18 protein-coding genes and 1 tRNA gene are annotated in these 23,055 nt (G+C 51.3%); 12 read left to right on the top strand and 7 right to left on the bottom strand.

Going from position 1 to position 23,055, the window contains the following annotated elements:
* The first annotated feature begins 3 nt into the window (after nt 1-3).
* Nucleotides 4-80: transfer RNA gene (locus X965_RS16570), tRNA-Asp, on the top strand.
* Between the two features lie 147 nt (nt 81-227).
* Entirely contained in the window at nt 228-1,157 is a 930-nt protein-coding gene (gene metA / locus X965_RS16565; RefSeq protein WP_004238285.1) for a homoserine O-succinyltransferase, read from the top strand.
* A 52-nt stretch (nt 1,158-1,209) separates the two neighbouring features.
* On the opposite strand, the gene X965_RS16560 is transcribed toward metA, so the two are convergent.
* Both X965_RS16560 and edd read right to left on the bottom strand, forming a co-directional pair.
* On the bottom strand, nt 1,210-1,851 hold the full coding sequence (locus X965_RS16560; RefSeq protein ID WP_004238284.1) for a bifunctional 4-hydroxy-2-oxoglutarate aldolase/2-dehydro-3-deoxy-phosphogluconate aldolase: 642 nt from the start codon (nt 1,849-1,851) through the stop codon (nt 1,210-1,212).
* Entirely contained in the window at nt 1,844-3,709 is a 1,866-nt protein-coding gene (gene edd / locus X965_RS16555) for a phosphogluconate dehydratase (RefSeq protein ID WP_048884211.1), read from the bottom strand. The genes X965_RS16560 and edd overlap by 8 nt, the downstream gene beginning before the upstream one ends.
* 314 nt (nt 3,710-4,023) lie before the next feature.
* Here edd and metH point away from each other — a divergent pair, with 314 nt between their 5' ends.
* Both metH and X965_RS16540 read left to right on the top strand, forming a co-directional pair.
* Complete coding sequence (gene metH, locus X965_RS16550; RefSeq protein ID WP_036418967.1) at nt 4,024-7,704, top strand: methionine synthase; 3,681 nt, start codon at nt 4,024-4,026, stop codon at nt 7,702-7,704.
* Nucleotides 7,705-8,393: 689 nt separating this feature from the next.
* Nucleotides 8,394-8,978 carry a hypothetical protein gene (locus tag X965_RS16540; protein WP_004238280.1) on the top strand — a complete coding sequence of 195 codons (585 nt, stop codon included), beginning with the start codon at nt 8,394-8,396 and terminating at the stop codon, nt 8,976-8,978.
* A 452-nt stretch (nt 8,979-9,430) separates the two neighbouring features.
* On the opposite strand, the gene lysC is transcribed toward X965_RS16540, so the two are convergent.
* The gene (gene lysC / locus X965_RS16535; protein WP_036418961.1) at nt 9,431-10,798 is read right to left on the bottom strand and encodes a lysine-sensitive aspartokinase 3; all 1,368 of its coding nucleotides are present in this window, start codon (nt 10,796-10,798) and stop codon (nt 9,431-9,433) included.
* Between the two features lie 282 nt (nt 10,799-11,080).
* On the opposite strand from lysC, the gene pgi reads away from it, so the two are divergent.
* From pgi to ubiA, 3 genes are all read left to right on the top strand, one after another.
* Entirely contained in the window at nt 11,081-12,727 is a 1,647-nt protein-coding gene (gene pgi, locus X965_RS16530) for a glucose-6-phosphate isomerase (RefSeq protein WP_036418957.1), read from the top strand.
* 164 nt (nt 12,728-12,891) lie between these two features.
* The gene (gene ubiC / locus X965_RS16525) at nt 12,892-13,392 is read left to right on the top strand and encodes a chorismate lyase (protein ID WP_004241531.1); all 501 of its coding nucleotides are present in this window, start codon (nt 12,892-12,894) and stop codon (nt 13,390-13,392) included.
* Nucleotides 13,393-13,428: 36 nt separating this feature from the next.
* Nucleotides 13,429-14,283 carry a 4-hydroxybenzoate octaprenyltransferase gene (gene ubiA, locus X965_RS16520; RefSeq protein ID WP_004238273.1) on the top strand — a complete coding sequence of 285 codons (855 nt, stop codon included), beginning with the start codon at nt 13,429-13,431 and terminating at the stop codon, nt 14,281-14,283.
* Nucleotides 14,284-14,346: 63 nt separating this feature from the next.
* On the opposite strand, the gene plsB is transcribed toward ubiA, so the two are convergent.
* Nucleotides 14,347-16,821: a glycerol-3-phosphate 1-O-acyltransferase PlsB gene (gene plsB / locus X965_RS16515; protein WP_015422417.1), complete on the bottom strand. Its 2,475-nt coding sequence runs from the start codon at nt 16,819-16,821 to the stop codon at nt 14,347-14,349.
* Between the two features lie 138 nt (nt 16,822-16,959).
* Here plsB and X965_RS16510 point away from each other — a divergent pair, with 138 nt between their 5' ends.
* Together X965_RS16510 and lexA are read left to right on the top strand one after the other, a co-directional pair.
* Nucleotides 16,960-17,331, top strand: coding sequence for a diacylglycerol kinase (locus X965_RS16510; RefSeq protein WP_036418973.1), 372 nt, complete (start codon nt 16,960-16,962; stop codon nt 17,329-17,331).
* Nucleotides 17,332-17,448: 117 nt separating this feature from the next.
* Complete coding sequence (lexA, locus tag X965_RS16505; protein ID WP_004238270.1) at nt 17,449-18,063, top strand: transcriptional repressor LexA; 615 nt, start codon at nt 17,449-17,451, stop codon at nt 18,061-18,063.
* 78 nt (nt 18,064-18,141) lie between these two features.
* Here the strand turns inward: lexA and zur are convergent, their stop codons facing one another.
* Nucleotides 18,142-18,660 carry a zinc uptake transcriptional repressor Zur gene (zur, locus tag X965_RS16500; protein ID WP_036418954.1) on the bottom strand — a complete coding sequence of 173 codons (519 nt, stop codon included), beginning with the start codon at nt 18,658-18,660 and terminating at the stop codon, nt 18,142-18,144.
* Between the two features lie 176 nt (nt 18,661-18,836).
* On the opposite strand from zur, the gene X965_RS16495 reads away from it, so the two are divergent.
* A complete protein-coding gene (locus tag X965_RS16495; protein WP_004238268.1) occupies nt 18,837-19,307 on the top strand; it encodes a YbaK/EbsC family protein in 471 nt (156 codons plus the stop codon).
* A gap of 35 nt (nt 19,308-19,342) precedes the next feature.
* On the opposite strand, the gene X965_RS16490 is transcribed toward X965_RS16495, so the two are convergent.
* Both X965_RS16490 and X965_RS16485 read right to left on the bottom strand, forming a co-directional pair.
* Entirely contained in the window at nt 19,343-19,696 is a 354-nt protein-coding gene (locus tag X965_RS16490; RefSeq protein ID WP_004241537.1) for a helix-turn-helix domain-containing protein, read from the bottom strand.
* A 54-nt stretch (nt 19,697-19,750) separates the two neighbouring features.
* Nucleotides 19,751-19,963 carry a helix-turn-helix domain-containing protein gene (locus X965_RS16485; protein WP_004241538.1) on the bottom strand — a complete coding sequence of 71 codons (213 nt, stop codon included), beginning with the start codon at nt 19,961-19,963 and terminating at the stop codon, nt 19,751-19,753.
* Nucleotides 19,964-20,722: 759 nt separating this feature from the next.
* On the opposite strand from X965_RS16485, the gene X965_RS16480 reads away from it, so the two are divergent.
* Together X965_RS16480 and dusA are read left to right on the top strand one after the other, a co-directional pair.
* The gene (locus tag X965_RS16480) at nt 20,723-21,904 is read left to right on the top strand and encodes a multidrug effflux MFS transporter (protein ID WP_036418970.1); all 1,182 of its coding nucleotides are present in this window, start codon (nt 20,723-20,725) and stop codon (nt 21,902-21,904) included.
* Between the two features lie 86 nt (nt 21,905-21,990).
* Complete coding sequence (gene dusA, locus X965_RS16475; RefSeq protein ID WP_036418952.1) at nt 21,991-23,037, top strand: tRNA dihydrouridine(20/20a) synthase DusA; 1,047 nt, start codon at nt 21,991-21,993, stop codon at nt 23,035-23,037.
* The last annotated feature ends 18 nt before the right edge of the window (nt 23,038-23,055 follow it).

Genomic DNA, 23,055 nt, shown 5'->3' with positions numbered 1-23,055 from the left:
CGCGGAGCGGTAGTTCAGTTGGTTAGAATACCTGCCTGTCACGCAGGGGGTCGCGGGTTCGAGTCCCGTCCGTTCCGCCAACAAACATTAACCCCGATAGGAAACTATCGGGGTTTTGTTTTTTGTATGAAATAAATTCACCTTGCTGTTTTTTCCTCGACAGAACCTCTCTTTTTCGTTAGTTTTGGATGTCCGGATGTCTAAAATAACAAGGAGAGCCCGCCGCTATGCCAATCCGTATCCCTGATGAACTTCCTGCTGTCACTGATCTGCGTGATGAAAATATCTTTGTGATGACATCATCACGGGCACAATTTCAGGATATACGGCCACTGAAAGTGCTGTTTTTAAATCTGATGCCTAAGAAGATTGAAACAGAACTGCAATTTCTGCGTCTGCTCTCCAACACACCGCTTCAGGTTGATATTCAACTGCTGCGTATCAGTCACCATGAATCAAAGAACACACCCAAGGCGCATCTGGATGCCTTTTATTGTGACTTTGATGATATAAAAGAACAGAATTTTGATGGTCTGGTGATCACCGGTGCACCACTCGGTCTGGTTGAATTTCAGGATGTGGATTACTGGCCGGAACTGGATGAGATTATCCGCTGGTCACAGACACATGTTACATCAACACTTTTTGTCTGCTGGGCGGTACAGGCGGGGCTGAACACGCTTTACAATATCCCGAAACAAACGCTGCCGGAAAAAATCTCCGGGGTGTATACCCACACTACACTTATGCCGCATGCGCTGCTGACCAGGGGGTTTGACGGGCAGTTTTCTGCGCCTCACTCCCGCTATGCGGCATTTCCTGAAGCGATGATCCGTGAAAACACCGATCTTGATATCCTGGCCGCTTCTGAAGAAGCCGGAGCCTATCTGTTTGCCAGTAAAGACAAGCGTCAGGTCTATGTGACCGGCCATGCGGAATATGACGCGGATACATTGGCGGGAGAATATCAGCGTGACTCGGATGCGGGGCTGGATCCTGCTATCCCGGTGAACTATTTTCCGGATAACGACCCGTCGAAAACACCGGTATCCAGCTGGCGCGGACATGGTCATCTGCTTTATGCTAACTGGCTGAATTATTGTGTTTATCAGATAACACCGTATGACCTGAGTGTGATGAATCCGACGGCGGACTGATAAAAAAAGCCACCGCGAACGGTGGCAAAAGGCAGACTTAATTCACGATGTCTTATGCAGCGGCACCGGCCACAGCTTGCGCCGCTAGTGCAGTAATACGATCATAGTCTCCGCCACAGAGTGCATCTTCCGGCACCAGCCATGAGCCGCCGACACAGGCCACACTGCTGAGCGCGAGATAATCCCGGTAGTTATTCAGGGAGATCCCGCCGGTCGGGCAGAAACGGATATCCGGGAAAGGGCCGGAGATAGCTTTCAGCGCTTTCACTCCACCGTTTGCTTCTGCCGGGAAGAATTTAAAATTTTTCAGTCCGTAAGCTATACCAGCCATCAGCTCGGAAACGGTGGCGATCCCCGGGATCAGCGGAATGGAGCCCTGATCGGCTGCCTGTAACAGAGATTCTGTCAGACCGGGGCTGATAGCAAACTGTGCACCGGCGTCAGTGACGGCTTTCAGTTGCTCCGGATTAATCACGGTACCCGCACCGACAATCGCTTCCGGCACTTCTTCCGCAATGGCGCGGATAGCTTCAATTGCACACTCTGTACGCAGTGTGACTTCCAGAACGCGGATCCCGCCTGCGACCAGTGCACGGGCCAGCGGTACTGCCTGATGCAGCTCACGGATAACAATGACAGGCACAACCGGTCCTGCATTTAAAACGGATTGCGCACTTAACATCTGATCATTCATCGTCATTCTCACTTTTATAAAAACGGATACAGCAGGCGCCTTCTTCCGCACCTGAGAGTTGCGTGCGTAATGCACTGAATAATTCACGGCCTGAGCCGTCCCGCTCTGCGCTGAGGTCAGGAATGACACTTTCACGTTCTGCCAGAACAGCCTCATCAACAAGCAGCATCAGCTCGCCGGTCTGCCCGTTCACCCGGATCATATCGCCGTCGCGGACTTTGGTCAGCAGCCCGCCGGTATACGCTTCCGGGGTAACGTGAATAGCGGAAGGCACTTTGCCGGATGCACCGGACAAACGGCCGTCGGTGACCAGGGCCACCCGGTAGCCTTTATCCATCAGCACGCCCAGCGGCGGCATCAGTTTGTGCAGTTCCGGCATCCCGTTGGCCTGCGGCCCCTGGAAACGCACTACCACAACACAATCTTTGTTCAGTTTTCCGGCCTCAAACGCGGGCACAATATCATGCTGGCTGTTAAACACGATGGCCGGGGCTTCAATAATCTGGTTATCGGCAGGAACAGCTGAGGTTTTCATCACCGCACGTCCGAGATTTCCAGTCAGTACTTTGGTGCCGCCGTGAGACGAAAACGGTGTATTTCCGGATGCAATCACACTGTCATCAAGCGAGCTGAGCGCGCCTTCCCGCCATTTCAATTCACCGTTATCCAGCCACGGCTCCTGTGTATAACGGGATAAGCCGAAACCGGCGACAGTATGAACATCTTCATGCAGCAGCCCCAGGCTGAGCAGCTCACGGATAATCAGCTGTAACCCGCCTGCGGCATGGAACTGGTTGATATCTGCCGGGCCATTCGGGTAGATCCGGCTGAGCAGCGGGATAATGTCCGACAGCTCAGAAAAATCATCCCAGTTGATGATGATCCCGGCTGCAGCGGCCATTGCGATAAGGTGCATGGTCAGATTGGTGGAACCCCCTGTTGCCAGCAAACCGACTATGCCGTTAACGATGACTTTTTCATCCACCAGTTGCCCGACCGGCAGATAATTGCCGCTGTTTTCAGTAAAGCGGACAACCTGGCGGGCAGCGGCATCCGTCAGTACGGTACGCAGCGGGGTATCAGGATGAACAAAGGACGCGCCCGGCAGATGCAGCCCCATGATTTCCATCACCATCTGATTGGAATTGGCGGTGCCGTAAAAGGTACAGGTTCCGGCTGAATGATAAGAGGCCGCTTCTGCATCCAGCAGTGCCCGGCGATCAACTTTTCCTTCAGCAAATAACTGACGGACATGTACTTTTTCTTTATTCGGCAGACCGCTGGTCATAGGACCCGCCGGAATAAATACGGACGGCAGATGCCCGAAAGAGAGTGCCGCCATCATCATCCCCGGGACGATTTTATCGCAGATCCCGAGGTAAAGTGCGCCGTCAAACATATTGTGGGAAAGCCCGACAGCGGCAGACATGGCAATCACATCACGGCTCAGCAGGGACAGCTCCATACCATCCTGCCCCTGGGTCACGCCGTCACACATGGCGGGAACCCCGCCGGCAACCTGGCCGATGGCACCCACGCTGTGCAGTGCAGCTTTAATTTGTGCCGGATAAAATTCATACGGCTTATGTGCCGACAACATGTCATTGTAAGCAGTGATGATTGCAATATCATTATGCGCCATATTGCGTAACTGTTGTTTCTCATCCGGCTGGCAGGCGGCAAAGCCATGCGCCAGGTTACCGCAGGCAAGCTGGGCACGATGAACGGTTTTACTGCGTGCGGCGCTGATTTTTTCCAGATACCGGGCACGGGATACACGGGAACGCGCCGTAATACGGGCGGTAATTTCTGAAAGTCGCGGATGAACCGGCGGGTACGCAGAATGTGTCATAGTCATGGCTCCGTGCTGATTATCTGCCTGCTGCAGTATCATTAATTCGTTTGTTACCGGTAACATTGGCATAGATCAGCAACGGATTGCAACTTTTATGAGCAATTCTCTTTCCTGAATATGATCCACCTCAAATTTAGCTGAAACGAGAAAGCTTTCGGCGCGGATCGAATAATCAGAAAAAGAGGGTTGAGTACCTCTGCGGATCACAGCAACATGAAAAACGCTCAGGTTGCACGTTAATGCACTCAGGGAAAGTTGTGGTAGTATAGACGTTCAGACGGCTATTTAAACGGGCATTGCAGAGCGGAGTCAGATAAATGGATAATAAATTCAGTGTATTAAAAAAATCGCTTAATCAACGGATCCTGATTCTTGATGGTGCGATGGGAACAATGATCCAGCGCTATGCACTGAACGAAAAGGAATACCGCGGTGAGCGTTTTGCTGACTGGCCGGTGGATCTGAAAGGAAATAACGATCTGTTATCCATTACGCAGCCGGATATTATCCGCGAGATCCATCACGCCTATCTGGGAGCCGGCGCGGATATTATTGAAACCAACAGTTTTAACTCCACGGTTATTTCCATGGCGGATTATCAGATGGAGTCCCTGTCTGATGAAATCAATGAAGCTGCCGCGAAACTGGCGCGGGAATGTGCCGATGAATGGACGCGCAAAACGCCGGAGAAACCCCGCTATGTGGCCGGGATTCTGGGGCCGACCAACCGGACGGCGTCAATCTCCCCCGATGTGAATGATCCGGCTTACCGCAATGTATCCTATGATGCGCTGGTTGAGGCATACCGCAGCTCTGTGCGGGCACTGGTCCGCGGCGGGGCTGATATCATTATGATCGAAACAATCTTCGATACCCTGAATGCCAAGGCGGCGATTTACGCTGTTGAAACCGAGTTTGAGGCGCTGGGGATTAAATTGCCGGTGATGCTTTCCGGTACGATCACTGATGCCTCCGGCCGGACACTGACCGGTCAGACAACTGAAGCCTTTTATAACTCCATGAGACACATCCGCCCGATCTCTTTCGGGCTGAACTGTGCGCTGGGGCCTGCTGAACTGCGCCAGTATGTGGCGGAGCTGTCCCGTATCGCGGATTGTTATGTCAGTACTCACCCGAATGCCGGTCTGCCGAATGCGTTCGGCGGTTATGACCTGGATGCCGCCAATATGGCGGGCTATATCAGTGAGTGGGCACAGTCCGGTTTGCTGAATATTGTTGGTGGCTGCTGCGGCACCACGCCTGACCATATCCGTGCAATCGCGCAGGCGGTAGCGGATATTCCGCCGCGTGTTATTCCTGATCGCCCTGTGGCCTGCCGTCTGGCGGGGCTGGAGCCGCTGACCATCGATGAGAATTCCCTGTTCGTCAACGTGGGGGAGAGAACCAATATCACCGGCTCCGCACGGTTTAAGCGGCTGATTAAAGAAGGTAATTACCAGGAAGCATTGGATATTGCCCGTAACCAGGTGGAGAACGGCGCACAGATTATTGATATCAACATGGATGAGGGCATGCTGGATTCACAGGCGGCCATGGTGCGTTTCCTGAATATGATTTCCGGTGAGCCGGATATTGCCCGCGTACCGATTATGATCGACTCCTCAAAATGGGAGGTGATCGAGGCCGGGCTGAAATGTATCCAGGGTAAAGGCATTGTGAACTCGATTTCCCTGAAAGAGGGAGAGGCAGCCTTTATCGATCATGCCAAAAAAGTGCTGCGTTACGGCGCTGCCGTGATTGTGATGGCCTTTGATGAAACCGGCCAGGCGGATACCCGGCAGCGCAAGACAGAAATTTGTCAGCGGGCTTACCGCATTCTGACTGAGCAGGTGGGATTCCCGCCGGAAGATATTATTTTTGACCCGAATATTTTTGCAGTGGCAACCGGTATTCCTGAGCATAACAATTACGCCGTTGATTTTATTGAAGCCTGTAAGGATATCAAAGCGACACTGCCCCATGCACTGATCTCCGGCGGGGTCTCCAACGTCTCTTTCTCGTTCCGCGGAAATGATCCGGTACGGGAAGCGATTCACGCCGTTTTCCTCTATTACGCTATCCGTAACGGCATGGATATGGGGATTGTGAATGCCGGGCAACTGGCCATTTATGATGATTTACCGGCTGCACTGCGTGATGCGGTGGAAGATGTGATCCTGAACCGCCGCGAGGATGCCACTGACCGGCTGCTGGCGCTGGCAGAAGAATATCGCGGCAGCAAAGGGGAAAATGATCAGCCGCAGCTCGCGGAATGGCGCGGGTGGGATGTGGAAAAGCGTCTGGAATATGCACTGGTGAAAGGGATCACCGAATTTATTGTTGAGGATACTGAAGCTGCCCGTCTGCGGGCTGACAGCCCGATTGAAGTGATCGAAGGCCCGCTGATGAACGGCATGAATGTGGTCGGTGATCTGTTCAGTGAGGGAAAAATGTTCCTGCCGCAGGTGGTGAAATCCGCACGGGTAATGAAACAGGCGGTGGCGTATCTGGAACCTTATATTCAGGCAGCGAAAACCAGCGGCTCCAGTGCCGGGAAAGTCCTGCTGGCGACAGTCAAAGGCGATGTGCATGATATCGGCAAGAATATCGTCGGCGTGGTATTGCAGTGTAATAACTATGAAATTATCGATCTCGGGGTGATGGTGCCCTGTGAAACAATTCTCCGCACGGCTATTGAGGAAAAAGTCGATATTATCGGGCTGTCCGGGCTTATCACGCCGTCACTGGATGAAATGGTACATGTAGCCAAAGAGATGGAGCGTCAGGGATTTTCCCTGCCGCTGCTGATCGGCGGTGCCACCACATCCAAAGCTCATACGGCGGTGAAAATTGAACCGAATTACAGCGGCCCGGTAACCTATGTACAGAATGCCTCACGGACGGTCGGGGTCGTGGCGGCGTTATTGTCAGATAAACAACGGGATGAATTTGTTGCCCGCACCCGTAAAGAATATGAGGTTGTCCGCGACCAGTATGCCCGCCGTCAGCCGCGCTCAGCACCGGTGACACTCGCACAGGCGCGGGCAAATGCGTTTGCGGCGGACTGGGATAATTATACGCCGCCGCGCCCGGCATTTACCGGCGTGAAAACCGTCACTGCACCGATTTCGGTACTGCGCCGTTATATTGACTGGACACCTTTCTTTATGACCTGGTCGCTGGCCGGAAAATACCCGCGTATTCTGGAAGATGATGTCGTTGGTGAAGAAGCCCGCCGCCTGTTTAAAGAGGCAAACGCGATGCTGGATGAGCTGGACAGAACCGGCGCACTGACACCGCGTGGCGTGGCGGGGATCTTCCCGGCTAACCGGATCGGCGATGATATCGCGGTTTACCGTGACGAATCCCGCGAAGAGGTGCTGTTATACAGTTGTCATCTGCGCCAGCAGACACAGAAGAAAGATGATTTCCCGAATGCCTGCCTGGCGGATTTTGTCGCGCCACCGGGAATTCCGGATTATCTCGGAGCCTTTGCTGTCACCGGCGGGCTGGAGGAGGATACACTGGCAGCTCAGTTTGATGCGGCACACGATGATTACAATAAAATCATGGTGAAAGCCCTCGCTGACCGGCTGGCGGAAGGGTTTGCGGAGTATCTGCATGAGCAGGTGCGTAAAACCATCTGGGGCTACAGTCCGGATGAAAACCTGGATAATGACTCGCTGATCCGTGAAAACTATCAGGGGATCCGCCCTGCACCCGGCTATCCGGCCTGCCCGGAACATACGGAGAAAAGCAAAATCTGGGAACTGCTGGATGTTGAAAGTCATACCGGCATGCGGCTGACGGAATCTTATGCTATGTGGCCGGGGGCATCGGTATCCGGCTGGTATTTCAGTCATCCGCAGAGCCGCTATTTTGCGGTGGCTCAGATCCAGAGAGATCAGATTGAGGATTATGCCGCCCGCAAAGGTATGCCGGTGAAAGAGCTTGAGCGCTGGCTGGCCCCGAACCTGGGGTATGATCCGGAAGACTGAGTATTATCGCATGTCAGTCTCCTGTCCCGGTTTGCGTTAACCACCGGGTACTGTTCTGCGTATAGTGAATTCCGCTGTATCACTGTACGCCATTATCAGAACAGAAGGAGAACCGTATGAATTCAGTATTTATCATTGCTGACGGCCGGGCCGGGGAGGTGATATGACACTCCCCGTTTTCAGGCCGTTAATTATATCTGCCACTTTTGTATTATGCAGCGCATTCGCCGGTAACTGCCGGGCGGAGACTGATCTGCCATGCACTATGACCCTGCAACACAGAGCCATCATGCTGGATGGCGCGACGTGCATCAGCAAAAAGCGGTTACCGGGCTGCCCTGTGCTATGCCAGCCGTCAGAGGTGCAGGAAAAAAACGTTCAGGTTACCTGTTTTCGTCCCGGAGAGCCTTTACCTTTTGACAGAACTGCAGATGTCATTGTCCCGGTGGTCTGTGAAATCATACTCCCTGTGGATATTTCACCGGACACCACACCATAATCTGAAATAAAACAGGATAACCGGCCGGGATCCTTTCAATCGTTTTCTCAATTATCACGCAATGTGACAGCCTGCTCTTGTCATTGTTTTTTTCATCCCCATTTATAGATAAGTAATTTTCCCGTACTATGGCTGATAACAGCCGTGACCGGGCATATCAGATTCAGCCATAAAAGGGAGTGATGAGACAATGTACCGTTTCTATATTCAGGATGCTTTACCTGCCGGGTGCCTGCCCGCGTATTCGCTGCCGAAAGCAGATCAGCCTCATTATTATGAATTGGATGAGAGTATCCTCAACGCTGCACTGAATATCATGCAGATCACGGATATCCTGGATACCGATGATGTGCTGGATGATGACTGTTTTAACCGAATCTGGCTGAAAAGCGAGCTGACACCCGCCCGGGCGTCAGAGGTCTATCACTTCTTATATCAGCAGCAACTGCCGGAACCGGTACCGTCACCGGATGAAATCGCCGCCTTTAAACAGGCGAGAGCCGATGAACTGGCGCTGCTGAGCCGGCGCAGCCCGAAAGAGGGGTATGTGCCTGTCCATAAATTTGCCACACAGGATGCCTGGCGGATCATGCCGGAAGAATGCCTGCTTATTGCCGGTGTTCTGACTGATCACATGCTGGAAGATAACAATATGGTGGTCAGTAATATCGCATCACTGTGCAAAATCAGTCACAAAACACTGGAATATGCCCTGAGAGGCTGGCGTGAGTTTAATTTATTCGCGGCAGAACACGGCGGTTATCAGGTTTGCTGATGATTCAGTAATTTTTGTTACGCAAGAATAACACCAGATATGAATTGTTACTTCCGAAACTGGTAAATAAAATTAATTATTATTGAAGCAGTAATACATAGTTGGCAATTAAGAACAGTATAAATAACTCTGATGGTTATTGATAAAAATTATTTATATTGTTTTGTGTAAATGTGAGTTTTATTAATGGAAAGGTCGGCTGGTTACCGTATAATTTTTCATGAGGGATATGATTAATAGCGATAAATAATTCACTGTTATTTATATTTCCTCCCGTAATCGTCTTACTCTTCTTCATATTGGGAGCTTCAATATCGTTATACAGCGGACAGTATACGGTATGCATGTATCGGCAATACTCGTCACTTGTGTTTCATGTTGATCTCTGTTTCGTGTGATTAATCGCCTGACGCTGACCACGTCAGGCGTTTTTTTATCTGAAAAGGCGGGGGTCAGAACAGATCGCGGTGAAGGGCGCGGATGATATCTTCGGCATCATTGCCGGGAACCAGCAGGCACATGTTGTGTCCGCTTGCACCATAACTGATCATGCGGATGTTAAACGGCTCAAGGGCGCTGAAAATCGTTTTGCCCAAGCCGTGTGCACGGGTCAGTTCATTACCGATAACCGCGACCAGTGCCAGATTCTGCTCCACTTCAATACGGCACAGTGCAGACAACTCGGCGGTCAGCTCATCACTGAGCAATGTTCCGTTAGTGTGTGTGGAACCGACGGTATCCAGCGTCAGGGCGATACTGACTTCTGACGTGGTGATCACATCCACGGAAATATTATGGCGGGAGAGAATCGTGAAGATTTCCGCCAGAAAGCCGCGCGCATGCAGCATTTTCAGGCTGTGCAGTGTCAGCAGGGTTTGCTGGCGGCGTAATGTCAGGGCGCGGAACAGCGGCGGATTCGGGTCATTATCACACACCAGTGTGCCGCCCGCGCCGCTCTCTTTGCTGGAGCCGACAAACACCGGGATTCCGCTGCGCACGGCAGGCAGCAAAGTGGCCGGATGCAGGATTTTCGCCCCGAAGTTCGCCATTTCCGTCGCTTCATCAAAGGTAATATGATCAATCGGATAGGCATCCGGGACAATGCGCGGATCCGTGGTGTAGATCCCCGGCACATCCGTCCAGATATCCACACGCTGGCAGCCGAGCGCTTCCGCCAGCAGTGCCGCAGTGTAATCACTGCCGCCGCGTCCGAGCGTGGTGGTGCGCCCTGCGGCTTCGCGGCCGATAAATCCCTGGGTGATAACCGGGCCCTGTGACAGACGCGGGGCAAGGAGCTGATCACAGCGCGTGCGCAGCACAGCGGTATCCGGTTCAGCCCGGCCGAAGCAGTCATCTGTCTGCATGACCTCACGGACATCAAACCATTGAGCCTGTGCGCCCTGCTCGCGGAGCACTTCGGTAAACAGCAGCGTCGACATAATCTCACCATGACTGACAATCTCATCCACCAGAGCGCTGGAGGTTGCCAGTGCCGCTGCATCCGATAAGGTGGTGATATTGCCCAGCAGGCGGTCAATCTCATTGTGCACCGCTGTGTTCTCCGGCAGACGGGACAGGATTTCATATTGTGTGTCACGAACCTGTTTCAGACATTTTTCACGTTGCGCGCGCGGGCATCCCTGAGCTAATTCGATTAATGCATTGGTGATCCCGGCGGAGGCGGATAACACCACCAGTGCCACACCGGGGGTCTGCAGAACGACCCCGGCACTTTTCTGCATGGCGTCATAATTTGCCACACTGGTACCACCGAATTTTGCGATGACCTGCTGAGCAGGCGCGGAAGATACTGACGCCATAATGAATTCCCTTATCCCGTAAAGTGAAAAATGTGAGCTGTGTTACACTGATAGAATTATCGGGATTGCCGGAATGAGTCAATATTGATTAACGGATAATCAATATCTTTCATAATGACAGGCAAATTATCGTTTTTTGCGATATTCGGTTCCGGCGCTGGTTTTGTTTCTGTTTTTTGAGCAATATCACGGAATGACAGATGCATAACACCTTTATCGTCAGGACAGAGTACACTTTGTTGACACGATTCAGTTTTGGTTTTCAATGAAAAGAGAGCTGCAATGAAAAATATTAACCCCACTGATACTGCGGCCTGGAAGGCGCTGGAACAGCATTACGACACAATGAAAACTGTGCATCTCCGCGACTTATTTGCGCAGGATAACGACCGGTTCAGCCGTTTTTCTGCCACGTTCGGCGAAGAAATGCTGGTGGATTATTCCAAAAACCGTATCACACAGGAAACGCTTGATAAGCTGCTGGCACTGGCTGAAGAGTGTGATGTGCGTGGGGCTGTCCGCAGTATGTTTTCCGGTGAGAAGATCAACCGGACAGAAAACCGTGCGGTTCTGCACACCGCGCTGCGCCACCGTGACAATACCCCGGTGATGACTGACGGGCAGGATGTGATGCCAGAGGTTCGCGCCGTGCTGGAAAAAATGCGCGTGTTCAGTGAGCGGATCATCAGCGGGGAGTGGAAAGGCTATACCGGCAGGCCGATTACCGATGTGGTGAATATCGGTATCGGCGGCTCTGATCTCGGCCCTTATATGGTGACAGAGGCGCTGCGTCCGTATAAAAATCATCTGGGCATGCATTTTGTCTCTAATGTTGACGGTACTCATATCGCCGAAACCCTGAAAGCGCTGGATCCGGAAACCACACTGTTTCTGATCGCCTCCAAAACTTTTACCACCCAGGAAACCATGACTAACGCCCATTCCGCGCGTGACTGGTTCCTGGCGGCGGCCAAAGACCCGGCGCATGTGGCGAAGCACTTTGCCGCGCTGTCCACTAATGCGGATGCAGTAGCTGAGTTTGGTATTGATACCGCCAATATGTTTGAGTTCTGGGACTGGGTCGGTGGGCGCTATTCCCTGTGGTCGGCGATTGGTCTGTCTATCGTGCTCTCTGTCGGTTATGACAACTTCACGCAGTTGCTCGATGGTGCGTATGCCATGGACAAGCACTTCACCGAAACTGAATTCTCACAGAATATTCCGGTGCTGCTGGCGCTGATTGGTCTGTGGTACAACAATTTCTTCGGTGCGGAAACAGAGGCAATTCTGCCTTATGATCAGTACATGCACCGCTTTGCGGCCTATTTCCAGCAGGGCAATATGGAGTCCAACGGGAAATATGTGGATCGTAACGGTAAGGTGGTTTCTCATCAGACCGGTCCGGTTATCTGGGGTGAGCCCGGCACCAACGGGCAGCATGCGTTTTATCAGCTGATCCATCAGGGTACCAAACTGATCCCGTGTGATTTTATCGCACCGGCTCAGAGCCATAATCCGCTGGGGGATCATCACAGTAAACTGCTGTCGAATTTCTTCGCGCAGACCGAAGCACTGGCCTTCGGCAAAACCCGTGAACAGGTGGATGCGGAGTTTGCCGCACAGGGCAAAAATCCGGTTGAAATGGATTATGTCGCGCCGTTTAAAGTCTTTGAGGGTAACCGCCCGACCAACTCCATCCTGCTGAAATCCATTACTCCGTTCAGCCTCGGGGCTCTGATCGCCATGTATGAGCATAAGATTTTTGTTCAGGGCGTGATTATGAATATCTATACGTTTGATCAGTGGGGCGTCGAACTGGGCAAACAGCTGGCAAACCGCATTCTGCCGGAACTGGCGGGTGACAAGCCGGTTGAGAGCCACGACAGCTCAACCAACGGCCTGATTAACCGGTTTAAAAACTGGCGTTAGTGCTGAATTTACTTTAACCGTGCGTTTTATAAACAAAGCCGCTCTGCACAATGCAGAGCGGCTTTATTTTTAGCAAAAAATTTTCAGTAACGCGCTCATTTCCTGCCGGGTTTTGTTAAAGTGTATCAGAACGCATATTATGCCCCTGATAACCGGATACATTCATGACACAAACAGTGATAACACCCCCCATCCGCTGGTTTGATAATGCGGAAATGATCCCCGCCGGGGTGCTGGACTGGTTATCAGAATTAGGGTCAATGACGCGGCGCTTTGAACAGCACTGCAATGAAGTGACGGTAAAACCGTATTGTGAAAAATATATCTCCCGTGAAGCGCTGACTGAAGAAGAGCAGATGCATCTGCCCGGCAGTGCACGCTACTGGTTACGGGAGGTGGTGTTATATGGTGACGGGGTTCCCTGGCTGACCGGCCGGACAGTGGTACCGGAGGAGACGCTGACAGGGGAAGAGCAGCAGTTACTGAAAATGGGAAATGTGCCGCTCGGGCGCTATCTCTTTACCAGCGGTTGTCTGACGCGGGATTATATCCGCTTCGGGCTGTCAGAAACCCACTGGGCCCGCTGTTCGCGGTTGTGCCTGGCCGGTAAACCGCTGCTGCTGACTGAAGTTTTTCTGCCGGCCTCTCCGGCATACCCCGCATAAGTGAATATCTCGGAGAAGAATAACGTGGAACGAAGCATGGTACGCAGCAAGTGGCAGGCATACAGCCGTCTGATGCGGACAGACCGCCCGATTGGCTCACTGTTACTGCTCTGGCCGACCTACTGGGCGTTATGGATAGCGGCCCGGGGTGTCCCGGACTGGCATATTCTGATCATCTTTACCATTGGCGTGTTCAGTATGCGAGCCGCCGGCTGTGTGATTAATGATTTCGCCGACCGGAAATTTGACGGCTCGGTGGAACGCACCAAAAACCGTCCGCTGCCGCGCGGTGATGTCACGGAAAAAGAAGCCAAAATTCTGTTTGCGGTACTGGTGCTGGTGTCATTCGGACTGGTACTGACGCTCAATACGATGACCATCTGGCTGTCAGTCGCCGGGCTGGCGCTGGCCTGGGTGTATCCGTTTGTGAAGCGGGTCAGCCATCTGCCGCAGGTGGTGCTCGGCGCGGCTTTCGGCTGGTCGATTCCGATGGCGTTTGCGGCGGTCAGTGAATCGCTGCCGGCAGAGTGCTGGCTGCTGTTTGCGGTCAATATTGTCTGGTCTGTGGTGTATGACACTCAGTACGCGATGGTGGACCGCAACGACGACCTGAAAATCGGCGTGAAATCCACGGCTATCCTGTTCGGGCGCTTTGATAAGATGATTATCGGCATATTGCAGCTGGTAATGATTCTGATGCTGTTATGGATAGGGCTGATGGTTAATCTGTCCGGGATCTTCTACTGGTCCCTGCTGCTGGCCGGGGCGTTATTTGTCTATCAGCAGCGGCTGATGGCCGATCGCGAACGCGACCCGTGTTTTCAGGCCTTTATGAATAATAACTATGTCGGGTTTATTCTGTTTCTCGGCATGCTGGTCAGTTATCTGTAAGTGCAGATAACCGGCAATAAAAAAGGAGACTGGTTATCCGGTCTCCTTTTTTTGTTCTCAGCGTCAGTCAGACGGATTACTGTCGTCACTTTTTGCCGGTACAGCTTCTTCCGGCTCCAGGCTGACACTTTCGATAGTCAGACGGACTTCCGGTGACATCAGCTCCGCCAGCACGTTGTAGAACTCTCCGGCGTTGGCTTCAATCACATCATCATTGTCATTGATATAGCCTTCTTCACGCAGTGTGCCGACCAGGGTGGCAAACACGGCTTTGTCGAAGAATTCCGGTGCGTTGATACCGTGCAGAACCGACAGGCGCTGTGCCAGCATCCGGCTCTCTTTTTCCAGTGCCGAACGGCTGATTTCCGGGGTGGCATTCAGCAGCGACAGGGTGATCGCATAACGCTGTAATGTCTCGCGGATCCCGGCTGCCAGCAGCTGTAACGGACGGATACGGGCCGGGTTAATGACCAGCATATTATCATCACGGCGGCAGATTAATTGCTGACGACACAGTTCATCAATGATGGTATCGAGGATCGCCGGCAGCTCTTCCTGACTGTAACGCATAAACAGTTCGGCTTTCAGCAGCGGATAGATCATCCCGACATGTTCACGCAGAGTATCGGTGCTGACGCGGCGGTGATGGATCAGGATACTGGTCACCAGAGACGGCAGTACCAGCATATGCAGAATGTTATTCCGGTAGTAGGTCATCAGTACCGCATTTTCACGCGGCAGAATGATGATATCCCCTAGGCTGTCTTTCTCAACCTCGAACTTGTTCATCTGCAATGCGTGTTCCAGCAGTTCTTCCGCACTCTTCGCCGGGGTGGTGCTGTCCGGGGAATACGGCACATTGCGCAGCAGCTGGAGATAGCAGTCGAGCTGTTCGATCAGCTGTTCGCGGGTCAGTGCGCGCTGACGGGAAGCCAGCAGAGCCGTGGTACACAGGTTGATAGCATTCGCGGCGGCGGCATTATTGATGCTCACCATAATGTTATCAGCCAGAGATGTGGCGGTTGGTGTCAGCCAGGACGGACGCTGCGGCTCGACAGGATCGATCGCCTCACGCCATTCCGGTACCTGTTTTGTCAGGTATTGTGACAGCGGAATCGGCTGCCCGAAGTTCACATAACCCTGGCCGAGGTTGCGCAGTTTGCGCAGGCCGCGCACCATCTGCATAAAACCTTCTTTTTGCTTGGTGGCACCGCGCAGCTCTTTGGCGTAAGTACCCACTTCCATCACATGCTCATAGCCGATATAGACCGGCACCAGGGTGATAGGTCGCGAGTCACCGCGCAGCATAGCCTGAAGCGTCATCGATAATGTGCCGGTTTTTGGCTCCAGCAGACGCCCGGTACGGGAACGGCCGCCTTCGACAAAGTACTCGATGGAATAACCGCGTGAGAAGAGCTCACTCAGGTATTCACGGAAAACGGTGGAGTACAGTTTGTTGCCCTTGAAGCTGCGGCGGATAAAGAAAGCACCGAGGCGGCGGAAAATCGGTCCCGCCGGCCAGAAATTGAGGTTAATCCCGGCGGCGATATGCGGCGGCACCAGGCCCTGATGATAGAGCACATAGGAGAGCAGCAGGTAGTCCATGTGGCTGCGGTGGCAGGGCACATACACTATCTCATGGCCGTCCTGTGCCAGCTGGCGCACCCGCTCCGCATTATGGACATTCAGCCCCTGATAGAGGCGGTTCCAGGTCCAGCCGAGAACGCGATCAGCCACGCGCAGGGCGTCATAGGTGAAGTTAGCAGCCACTTCGTTCATCATGGAAACGGCATTCTGACGTGCTTTTTCAATGGTGATTTTTTTAGCTTTCGCTTCGTCCTCAACAGCTTTTTCAATCGCTTTGGATTTCAGCAGCTTATTGAACAGCTCCTGACGCACCGGCAGTTTCGGGCCGATAGCGGCCATACGCTGGCGCGAGAAGTGAATACGGGCGACACGGGCCAGTTTATTAGCGATAATAGTGTCGGTACCGTGTTCAGAGGCCATTGCGCCCATGGACACCGGCTGTGAGAAGCGGACAAAACTGTCGCGTCCCAGCCAGAGCACGGCGAAAAATTTCTGGATCCCGTTTAACAGACGCAGATGCGGCACACCGTGGTGTCCCTCGCGGCCCGGTGAACGACCGAACATCACAGAGACCGGCAGCATCTGAATATCCAGCGCCGGATTATTGCGGTGCAGATCCAGATAGGCGTGGAAAATATGGACGGAATCCTTACGCGGATTCAGGGCGTAATAACGGAACACACGCGGGCCGTCATCAATAAAGACATAACCCGGCAATGTGGTATTACCGATGACATTATCTTCCAGCGGATCCGGCATGCCCTGTGCGAGACACTGACGGCGCAGTGTCAGCAGGTCCGCCTTAGAGTGATAAGGAAGAACATAGAGTGTCGGACGTTGTGTATCCAGCCCCAGCTCATTGACCGGATCCGTCGGGATCGGCTTGCTTTTTACCAATAGTTTTAATGGTAAATTCAATACGTTATAGTATATTTTACGCCAAAGTGACATAAATGTATGAAGCCTCTTGTTGACAATTCGCGTTCAGCATACCAGAAAGGCGAAGCCAGATCTGTGTTGCGGCAGCAATAAAATCGCGGAAAAATAGTGGCGATTAGTCAGATAATCAGATTATTTACAGTGACAGAAATGAAAAAAAATACCGGATTTATACGATTAATTAAAGCGGCAGGTTATTCAAAGAAAGGACTTATCGCGGCATGGAAAAACGAAGCCGCTATCCGGCAGGAATTGCTGACGCTGATCCCGGCCGTCATTATTGCCTTTGCTTTCTCTTTTACGGCCGTTGAACGGGTGCTGCTGATTGGTTCTGTGGTACTGGTGGTGGTGATTGAGCTTATCAACAGTGCGATTGAGGCCGTGGTTGACCGTATCGGTACGGAATATCATGAATTGTCCGGCCGGGCCAAAGATATGGGGTCTGCTGCAGTATTTATCGCCGCATTACTGGGGCTGTTTGTCTGGATTATGCTGTTTATCAGCTGGTTCCAGCGTCTTTAACAGACGATTTTTTGTGAAACCTGCGGCGTAACACGTATTTTCCTCATGTTATGGTTCCCAATCCCGGAATACCTGTATATACTCACAGCCTGACTGTATAAACAAACAGGGGGCGAAATGAAAGCACTGACGGCACGGCAGCAACAGGTTTATGACCTTGTTCGTGACCATATTTCGCAGACGGGCATGCCACCGACGCGTGCAGAAATTGCGGCACGCCTGGGTTTTCGCTCTCCGAATGCGGCGGAAGAGCACCTGAAAGCCCTGGCGCGTAAAGGCGTCATTGAGATTGTCTCCGGGGCCTCCCGGGGGATCCGTCTGCTTCTGGAAGAAGAAGAGGATGAAGGTTTACCACTAATAGGCCGTGTGGCCGCAGGTGAGCCTTTATTAGCACAGGAACATATCGAAAGCCGTTATCAGATTGACCCGATGCTGTTTAAACCGAGTGCAGATTTCCTGCTGCGGGTAAATGGTATGTCAATGAAAGATATCGGTATTATGGACGGTGACTTACTCGCGGTGCATAAAACCCAGGACGTGCATAACGGCCAGGTGGTGGTTGCCCGTATCGAAGATGAAGTGACAGTCAAACGGTTTAAGAAAGTGGGCAGCAAGATTGAGCTGCACGCTGAAAACGAAGAATTCAGCCCGATCGTGGTGGATTTACGGGAACAGAACTTTACTGTTGAAGGTCTGGCAGTGGGTGTGATCCGTAATAACGACTGGCACTGATTTCCGGGACAGCCGCCTGAAACGGTATCCGCTTAAAAACCACAGTACGCCGGAGACGGACACTGTGGTTTTTGTTTTTCAGCGTCCGCGTTTACGCGGTTCGTCATGTTCATGGTCATGCAGGCATTTATCTCTGCGGGTGCAGGATTCAATATCATAACAAGGGCGGCAGTATCCGTGTGCCTCAATCACACTGTGGCGGATATGAAATTGTGCGGCGTCCGCCAGCTGACTGATTTGTGAATCAATCGCTTCTCCGTCCCGCTCTGTCACACTGTTACAGCGATCGCAGATAAACAGTACTGAAGTATGGCTGGGTTTATCAAAATGCGGACACATCACAAAGCTGTTGGTGGACTCAATTTTGTGGATAAATCCCTGCTCCAGCAGAAATTCCAGACCGCGGTAGATTGTCGGCGGTTTTGCCTGCGGCTCGGTTTCGCGCAGCAGATCCAGCAGCTCATAAGCACTGATGGCTCCGGGCTGGCCGGCAATCAGCTGCAGAATCGACTTTCGCTGAGACGTCATGCGCACACTGCGTGACAGACACAGTACTTCTGCTTTTTTTAATAAAGTCTGAATATCAACAGATTGCATGACATCACCTTCCGCTAATCAATAAATATATGAACAGCCCACTCTAACATGAATTCCGGCAGAATAACCGGTATCCGCGCTATTTTGTCAAAAAAGGGCTGTCAATTCAGGGCAAATTATGGTGAGCTGTTGGTGCAAACACATAAAAAGCACATGATAATAAAACGGAGTCCTGAATGAGTATCGAAACGGTTCGTGCCTGGTTCGGCACGCATGCCCCGGATGTTACGATTATTGAGACCACACAGCCGACTGCCACTGTCACTCAGGCAGCAGAAGTTCATGGTGTCCGCCCCGGTCAGATCTGCAAAACACTCTCTTTTAAGCTGACGGATGACAGCGCGATTCTGATTGTGATGGCAGGGGACGCCCGGCTGGATAATAAAAAATTCAAAACACAGTTCGGCTGCAAGGCCAAAATGCTGAATGCAGAGGAAGTGGTGCATTTCACCGGCCATCCGGTCGGGGGAGTCTGTCCGTTCGGGCTGCCGGTACCGCTGACCGTTTATGCGGATCATTCACTCCGTGAGTATGACACGGTATTACCTGCGGCGGGGTCGGCTAATTCCGCTGTCCGGCTGACACCTGCGCGGCTGGCGGAACTGACAAACGCACAGTGGCTGGATGTAACCACTCAGCCGGTATAAACAGACAGCACCGCATCAGCGGTGCTGTCACACACTCAGTGTTCCGGTGGCCGGGTCTCCGGCTCCGTATTTACACCGGCGTCGGTACTGCGGGGGATAACGTTATCATCATCCGGCAGGTGCTGGCGGGTAAAGAACAGCAGACTGTCTTCTATAAAGTAGTAAGGGGAGACGCCGAAGACCTGGGAGATCCTCAGAATAATTTCCAGTGAAATTTTTGTGCTGCCGATTTCGTAACGGGAGATTTGCTGTTGTGATACACCAATCAGATTGCCCAGTTCTGTTGATGTGACTCCGGTGATCCTGCGCATTTTGCGGATTTGCCCGCCGATAAGCTTGTACATCTCATTAATGCTGGTGTTCAGGTTATTATCTGTTTTATTACTCATTATCATCTGTCAGTCTGGTTAAACAATAATATATTAATGTTTGTCAAATTAAACTTATTCTTCATCACAACCCATTTCATCAAAAAAATAACTAACACTAATATTCAGGACGTCTGCAAGCATTAACAGTTTATCCAGAGGAATTAAGCTTGCTCCCGTTTCATAACGGGATAACTGCTGTTGTGAGATATTAATTTTTATTGAAAGCTCTTTACCTGTCAGACAGTTTTTCAGTCGCTGACATTTTATTTTGCCGCCAATAAACATTGCCAACTCATATTTATCATATATTGTCATAAATTATGAAGATAAACGGTTGTCATTAATAATGTTAAAATTTAACTTGACGTATTTATTTCCTCAAATAGTTTCTTTAAAAAGTATAATCGATACCCTTTTAATATGTAATAGATACAAAAAAGCAACAAATAATAAACAATAAAGACGAGAATACTACGTATTAACACTATAACCTCAGCGATTTCATGTTGTTACAAAGAATACCCGGTTTTTAACATCTTACACGAATGATGAGTAAGCGGAATATTCTGATATTTAGTCGGGATTATACCTAATATAAAGATATTGATGCTGATTTTGAGTTCAAAATGGGTGATTTAACTACCTTTTCATGCTTTAGCGGAATGACAGACAACCCGGAAGTGTGATTGTTGTCTTACAATATGGCTGAAGATAGTTTGTTAAATTCTCTGAGGGTATTATGAGAAAATACAAAGGTTAAAATATCTGAATATTTCCATAAAATACATAAAATCAGGCGATAATATTTGTCAGTAATTGTATTGATATGTGTTATTTTGTTTACTTATAAAATAAGTAATATTGGCGGAAATCTATTCCTTCATTAAATAAAAAATCCAGGTTGATTGTAATTTCACTATATAATGAAATATACAGCATTGTTTTTTCTTTTAATTCACAGGTTTAGTTATAAGTGATGGTTGTAAAAAACAACAATTACGTGTATTTTTTGCTGTCGTCAGGTGATGAGTGAAATTTAACGGTATGCGGAATTTATTGCTTTTATTGTTAGTTATCGTGTTATTGGGACCATTGGGTATTGATCTTTATTTACCGGCTATTCCGGCAATTGCAAAAGGCCTGGGCAGCAGTGAGTCATTGATTCAGTCAACTATCTCGTTGTTTATTCTTGTATTAGGCGCAGGTCAGCTGATTTCCGGTCACCTGGTGGATAAATTCGGCCGCAGACCGATGGCGATGGTGGGCATGGTATTGTATATCGCCGGTTCCCTGACTGCTGCCTTTGCGGTGACTCCGGGGATGTTTATCGCTTCCCGGTTAATTCAGGGAGCGGGTGTCTGCTGTACCTCAGTGGTTGCTTTTACCTGTGTCCGCGATTGCTTTAACGGCAACGAAGCGGCACGTGCTTTCGGCTTTTTAAACGGGACATTAAATATTGTTCCGGCGCTGGCGCCGCTGCTGGGCGGTATTATGGCGGAATATTACGGTTGGCGGCTGCCTTTTGGCTTCCTGGCGCTGTATGCTTTTATTCTGCTGATTCTGACGGCTAAATATCTGCCGGAAACCCGGCCGGAAAGCAGTGCTCAGCATAAAGAGAACCCGCTGAAGAGCCTCGTTTCTGTGTTGTTCAGCAAGCGGTTTTTGATCTTTTCCCTGGTGAATGCCGGGACAATGGGAATGGTATTAACGTATGTTTCCCTGGCTCCGGCGGTACTGATGGGCGACGCGGCACTCAGCCCGTTACAGTTTTCGGTTGTGTTCGGCGCTAACGGATTTTGGATTATGGGGATCAGTATGATCGCCAACCGGGTGATCCGCAGAGCCGGACGGCCTGTTTGTCTGGTTTCCGGTGGTGTACTGATGGTGTTGGGGTGCATTGCGCTGGCACTGAGCCCGGTACTGTTCTCCGCACAAATACAGAATCACTGGCTGATCTATATGCTGCCGGTGGCCGCAGCCTGTGCCGGGCTGGCCTTTATTATGGGACCGGCAACCAGCTATGCCCTGGAGCCTTATTCTGATAACGCCGGTGTTGCCTCTGCACTGGTGGGGTTTATGCAGATGGCGGGCGGCGCAGTGCTGACGTTGGTTGCTATCGCATCACCCTTACCGCCGAAAACTGCACTGGCCGTCACTATGCTGTGCGGCGCCCTGCTGGCATGGAATGCGTACCGGGTGAGTAAAAAGGAACAGCGGCAGGCGTGATGCAGAAAGCGGAGATATCATACCTCTGTGATATACTCCGCCTTTGTTTTTCTTTCTGACTGATGTACTGAGATCCCGGATACACCATGCACCAAAACACACCAACAGAAAAAACCACTGAAAACCAGCAGTTACGCACTACTGGCGGCTATAAGAACCTTAACCGTTTCTCCGTTGCGCCCATGCTGGACTGGACTGATCGCCATTGCCGTTATTTTCACCGTAAACTCAGCCGCCACGCGCTGCTGTATACCGAAATGGTGACCACCGGGGCGATTCTGTTCGGGAAAGGGGATTATCTGGCGTATAACGAAGCGGAGCACCCGGTTGCATTGCAACTCGGCGGCAGTGACCCGGCGGCACTGGCTCAGTGTGCGAAAATCGCACAGGAACGCGGTTATGATGAAATCAACCTGAATGTCGGCTGTCCGTCTGACCGTGTGCAGAACGGGATGTTCGGTGCCTGTCTGATGGGCAATGCGTCACTGGTGGCGGATTGTGTCGCAGCAATGCGGAATGTGACAGATATTCCTGTTACCGTTAAAACCCGGATCGGGATTGATGATCAGGACAGTTACGAATTTTTGTGTGATTTTGTCGGTACCGTGGCGGAGCGCGGCGGTTGTGAGATGTTTGTCATCCATGCCCGTAAAGCCTGGCTCTCCGGTCTGAGCCCGAAAGAGAACCGTGAGATTCCGCCGCTGGATTATCCTCGTGTATATCAATTGAAAAAAGATTTTCCGCATCTGACTATGGCGCTTAACGGCGGGATAAAAACATTGGAAGAGGCGAAAACCCATCTGCAGTATATGGATGGCGTGATGGTCGGGCGTGAGGCATATCAGAATCCGTCAATCCTGGCACAGGTGGATAATGCCCTGTTTGATGCGGCACTGCCGGTGACCGATACGGTCGCGGCGGTGGAAGCGATGTATCCTTATATTGAGGCGGAACTGGCGACAGGGACTTATCTCGGCCATATCACCCGCCATATGCTGGGGATTTTCCAGGGGATCCCGGGGGCGCGTCAGTGGCGTCGTCATCTGAGTGAAAATGCCCATAAAGCCGGGGCAGATCTGCGTGTGATTGAAGCGGCACTGGAATTTGTTACCCGAAAAAATATAACTGAATAATTATCAGATGAATAATGA

The sequence above is a fragment of the Morganella sp. EGD-HP17 genome (assembly GCF_000512315.2).
Classification (GTDB): Bacteria; Pseudomonadota; Gammaproteobacteria; order Enterobacterales; family Enterobacteriaceae; genus Morganella; species Morganella morganii.
Note: the sequence above shows the minus strand (reverse complement) of the source record. Positions and strands in the feature narration are given on the sequence as shown.

What these genes read in the sequence shown, in the direction of transcription:
- metA (WP_004238285.1), top strand. Translation starts at nt 228, where the DNA reads ATGCCAATCCGTATCCCTGATGAACTTCCTGCTGTCACTGATCTGCGT.
- X965_RS16560 (WP_004238284.1), bottom strand. Translation starts at nt 1,851, where the DNA reads ATGAATGATCAGATGTTAAGTGCGCAATCCGTTTTAAATGCAGGACCG.
- edd (WP_048884211.1), bottom strand. Translation starts at nt 3,709, where the DNA reads ATGACTATGACACATTCTGCGTACCCGCCGGTTCATCCGCGACTTTCA.
- metH (WP_036418967.1), top strand. Translation starts at nt 4,024, where the DNA reads ATGGATAATAAATTCAGTGTATTAAAAAAATCGCTTAATCAACGGATC.
- X965_RS16540 (WP_004238280.1), top strand. Translation starts at nt 8,394, where the DNA reads ATGTACCGTTTCTATATTCAGGATGCTTTACCTGCCGGGTGCCTGCCC.
- lysC (WP_036418961.1), bottom strand. Translation starts at nt 10,798, where the DNA reads ATGGCGTCAGTATCTTCCGCGCCTGCTCAGCAGGTCATCGCAAAATTC.
- pgi (WP_036418957.1), top strand. Translation starts at nt 11,081, where the DNA reads ATGAAAAATATTAACCCCACTGATACTGCGGCCTGGAAGGCGCTGGAA.
- ubiC (WP_004241531.1), top strand. Translation starts at nt 12,892, where the DNA reads ATGACACAAACAGTGATAACACCCCCCATCCGCTGGTTTGATAATGCG.
- ubiA (WP_004238273.1), top strand. Translation starts at nt 13,429, where the DNA reads ATGGTACGCAGCAAGTGGCAGGCATACAGCCGTCTGATGCGGACAGAC.
- plsB (WP_015422417.1), bottom strand. Translation starts at nt 16,821, where the DNA reads ATGTCACTTTGGCGTAAAATATACTATAACGTATTGAATTTACCATTA.
- X965_RS16510 (WP_036418973.1), top strand. Translation starts at nt 16,960, where the DNA reads ATGAAAAAAAATACCGGATTTATACGATTAATTAAAGCGGCAGGTTAT.
- lexA (WP_004238270.1), top strand. Translation starts at nt 17,449, where the DNA reads ATGAAAGCACTGACGGCACGGCAGCAACAGGTTTATGACCTTGTTCGT.
- zur (WP_036418954.1), bottom strand. Translation starts at nt 18,660, where the DNA reads ATGCAATCTGTTGATATTCAGACTTTATTAAAAAAAGCAGAAGTACTG.
- X965_RS16495 (WP_004238268.1), top strand. Translation starts at nt 18,837, where the DNA reads ATGAGTATCGAAACGGTTCGTGCCTGGTTCGGCACGCATGCCCCGGAT.
- X965_RS16490 (WP_004241537.1), bottom strand. Translation starts at nt 19,696, where the DNA reads ATGAGTAATAAAACAGATAATAACCTGAACACCAGCATTAATGAGATG.
- X965_RS16485 (WP_004241538.1), bottom strand. Translation starts at nt 19,963, where the DNA reads ATGTTTATTGGCGGCAAAATAAAATGTCAGCGACTGAAAAACTGTCTG.
- X965_RS16480 (WP_036418970.1), top strand. Translation starts at nt 20,723, where the DNA reads ATGCGGAATTTATTGCTTTTATTGTTAGTTATCGTGTTATTGGGACCA.
- dusA (WP_036418952.1), top strand. Translation starts at nt 21,991, where the DNA reads ATGCACCAAAACACACCAACAGAAAAAACCACTGAAAACCAGCAGTTA.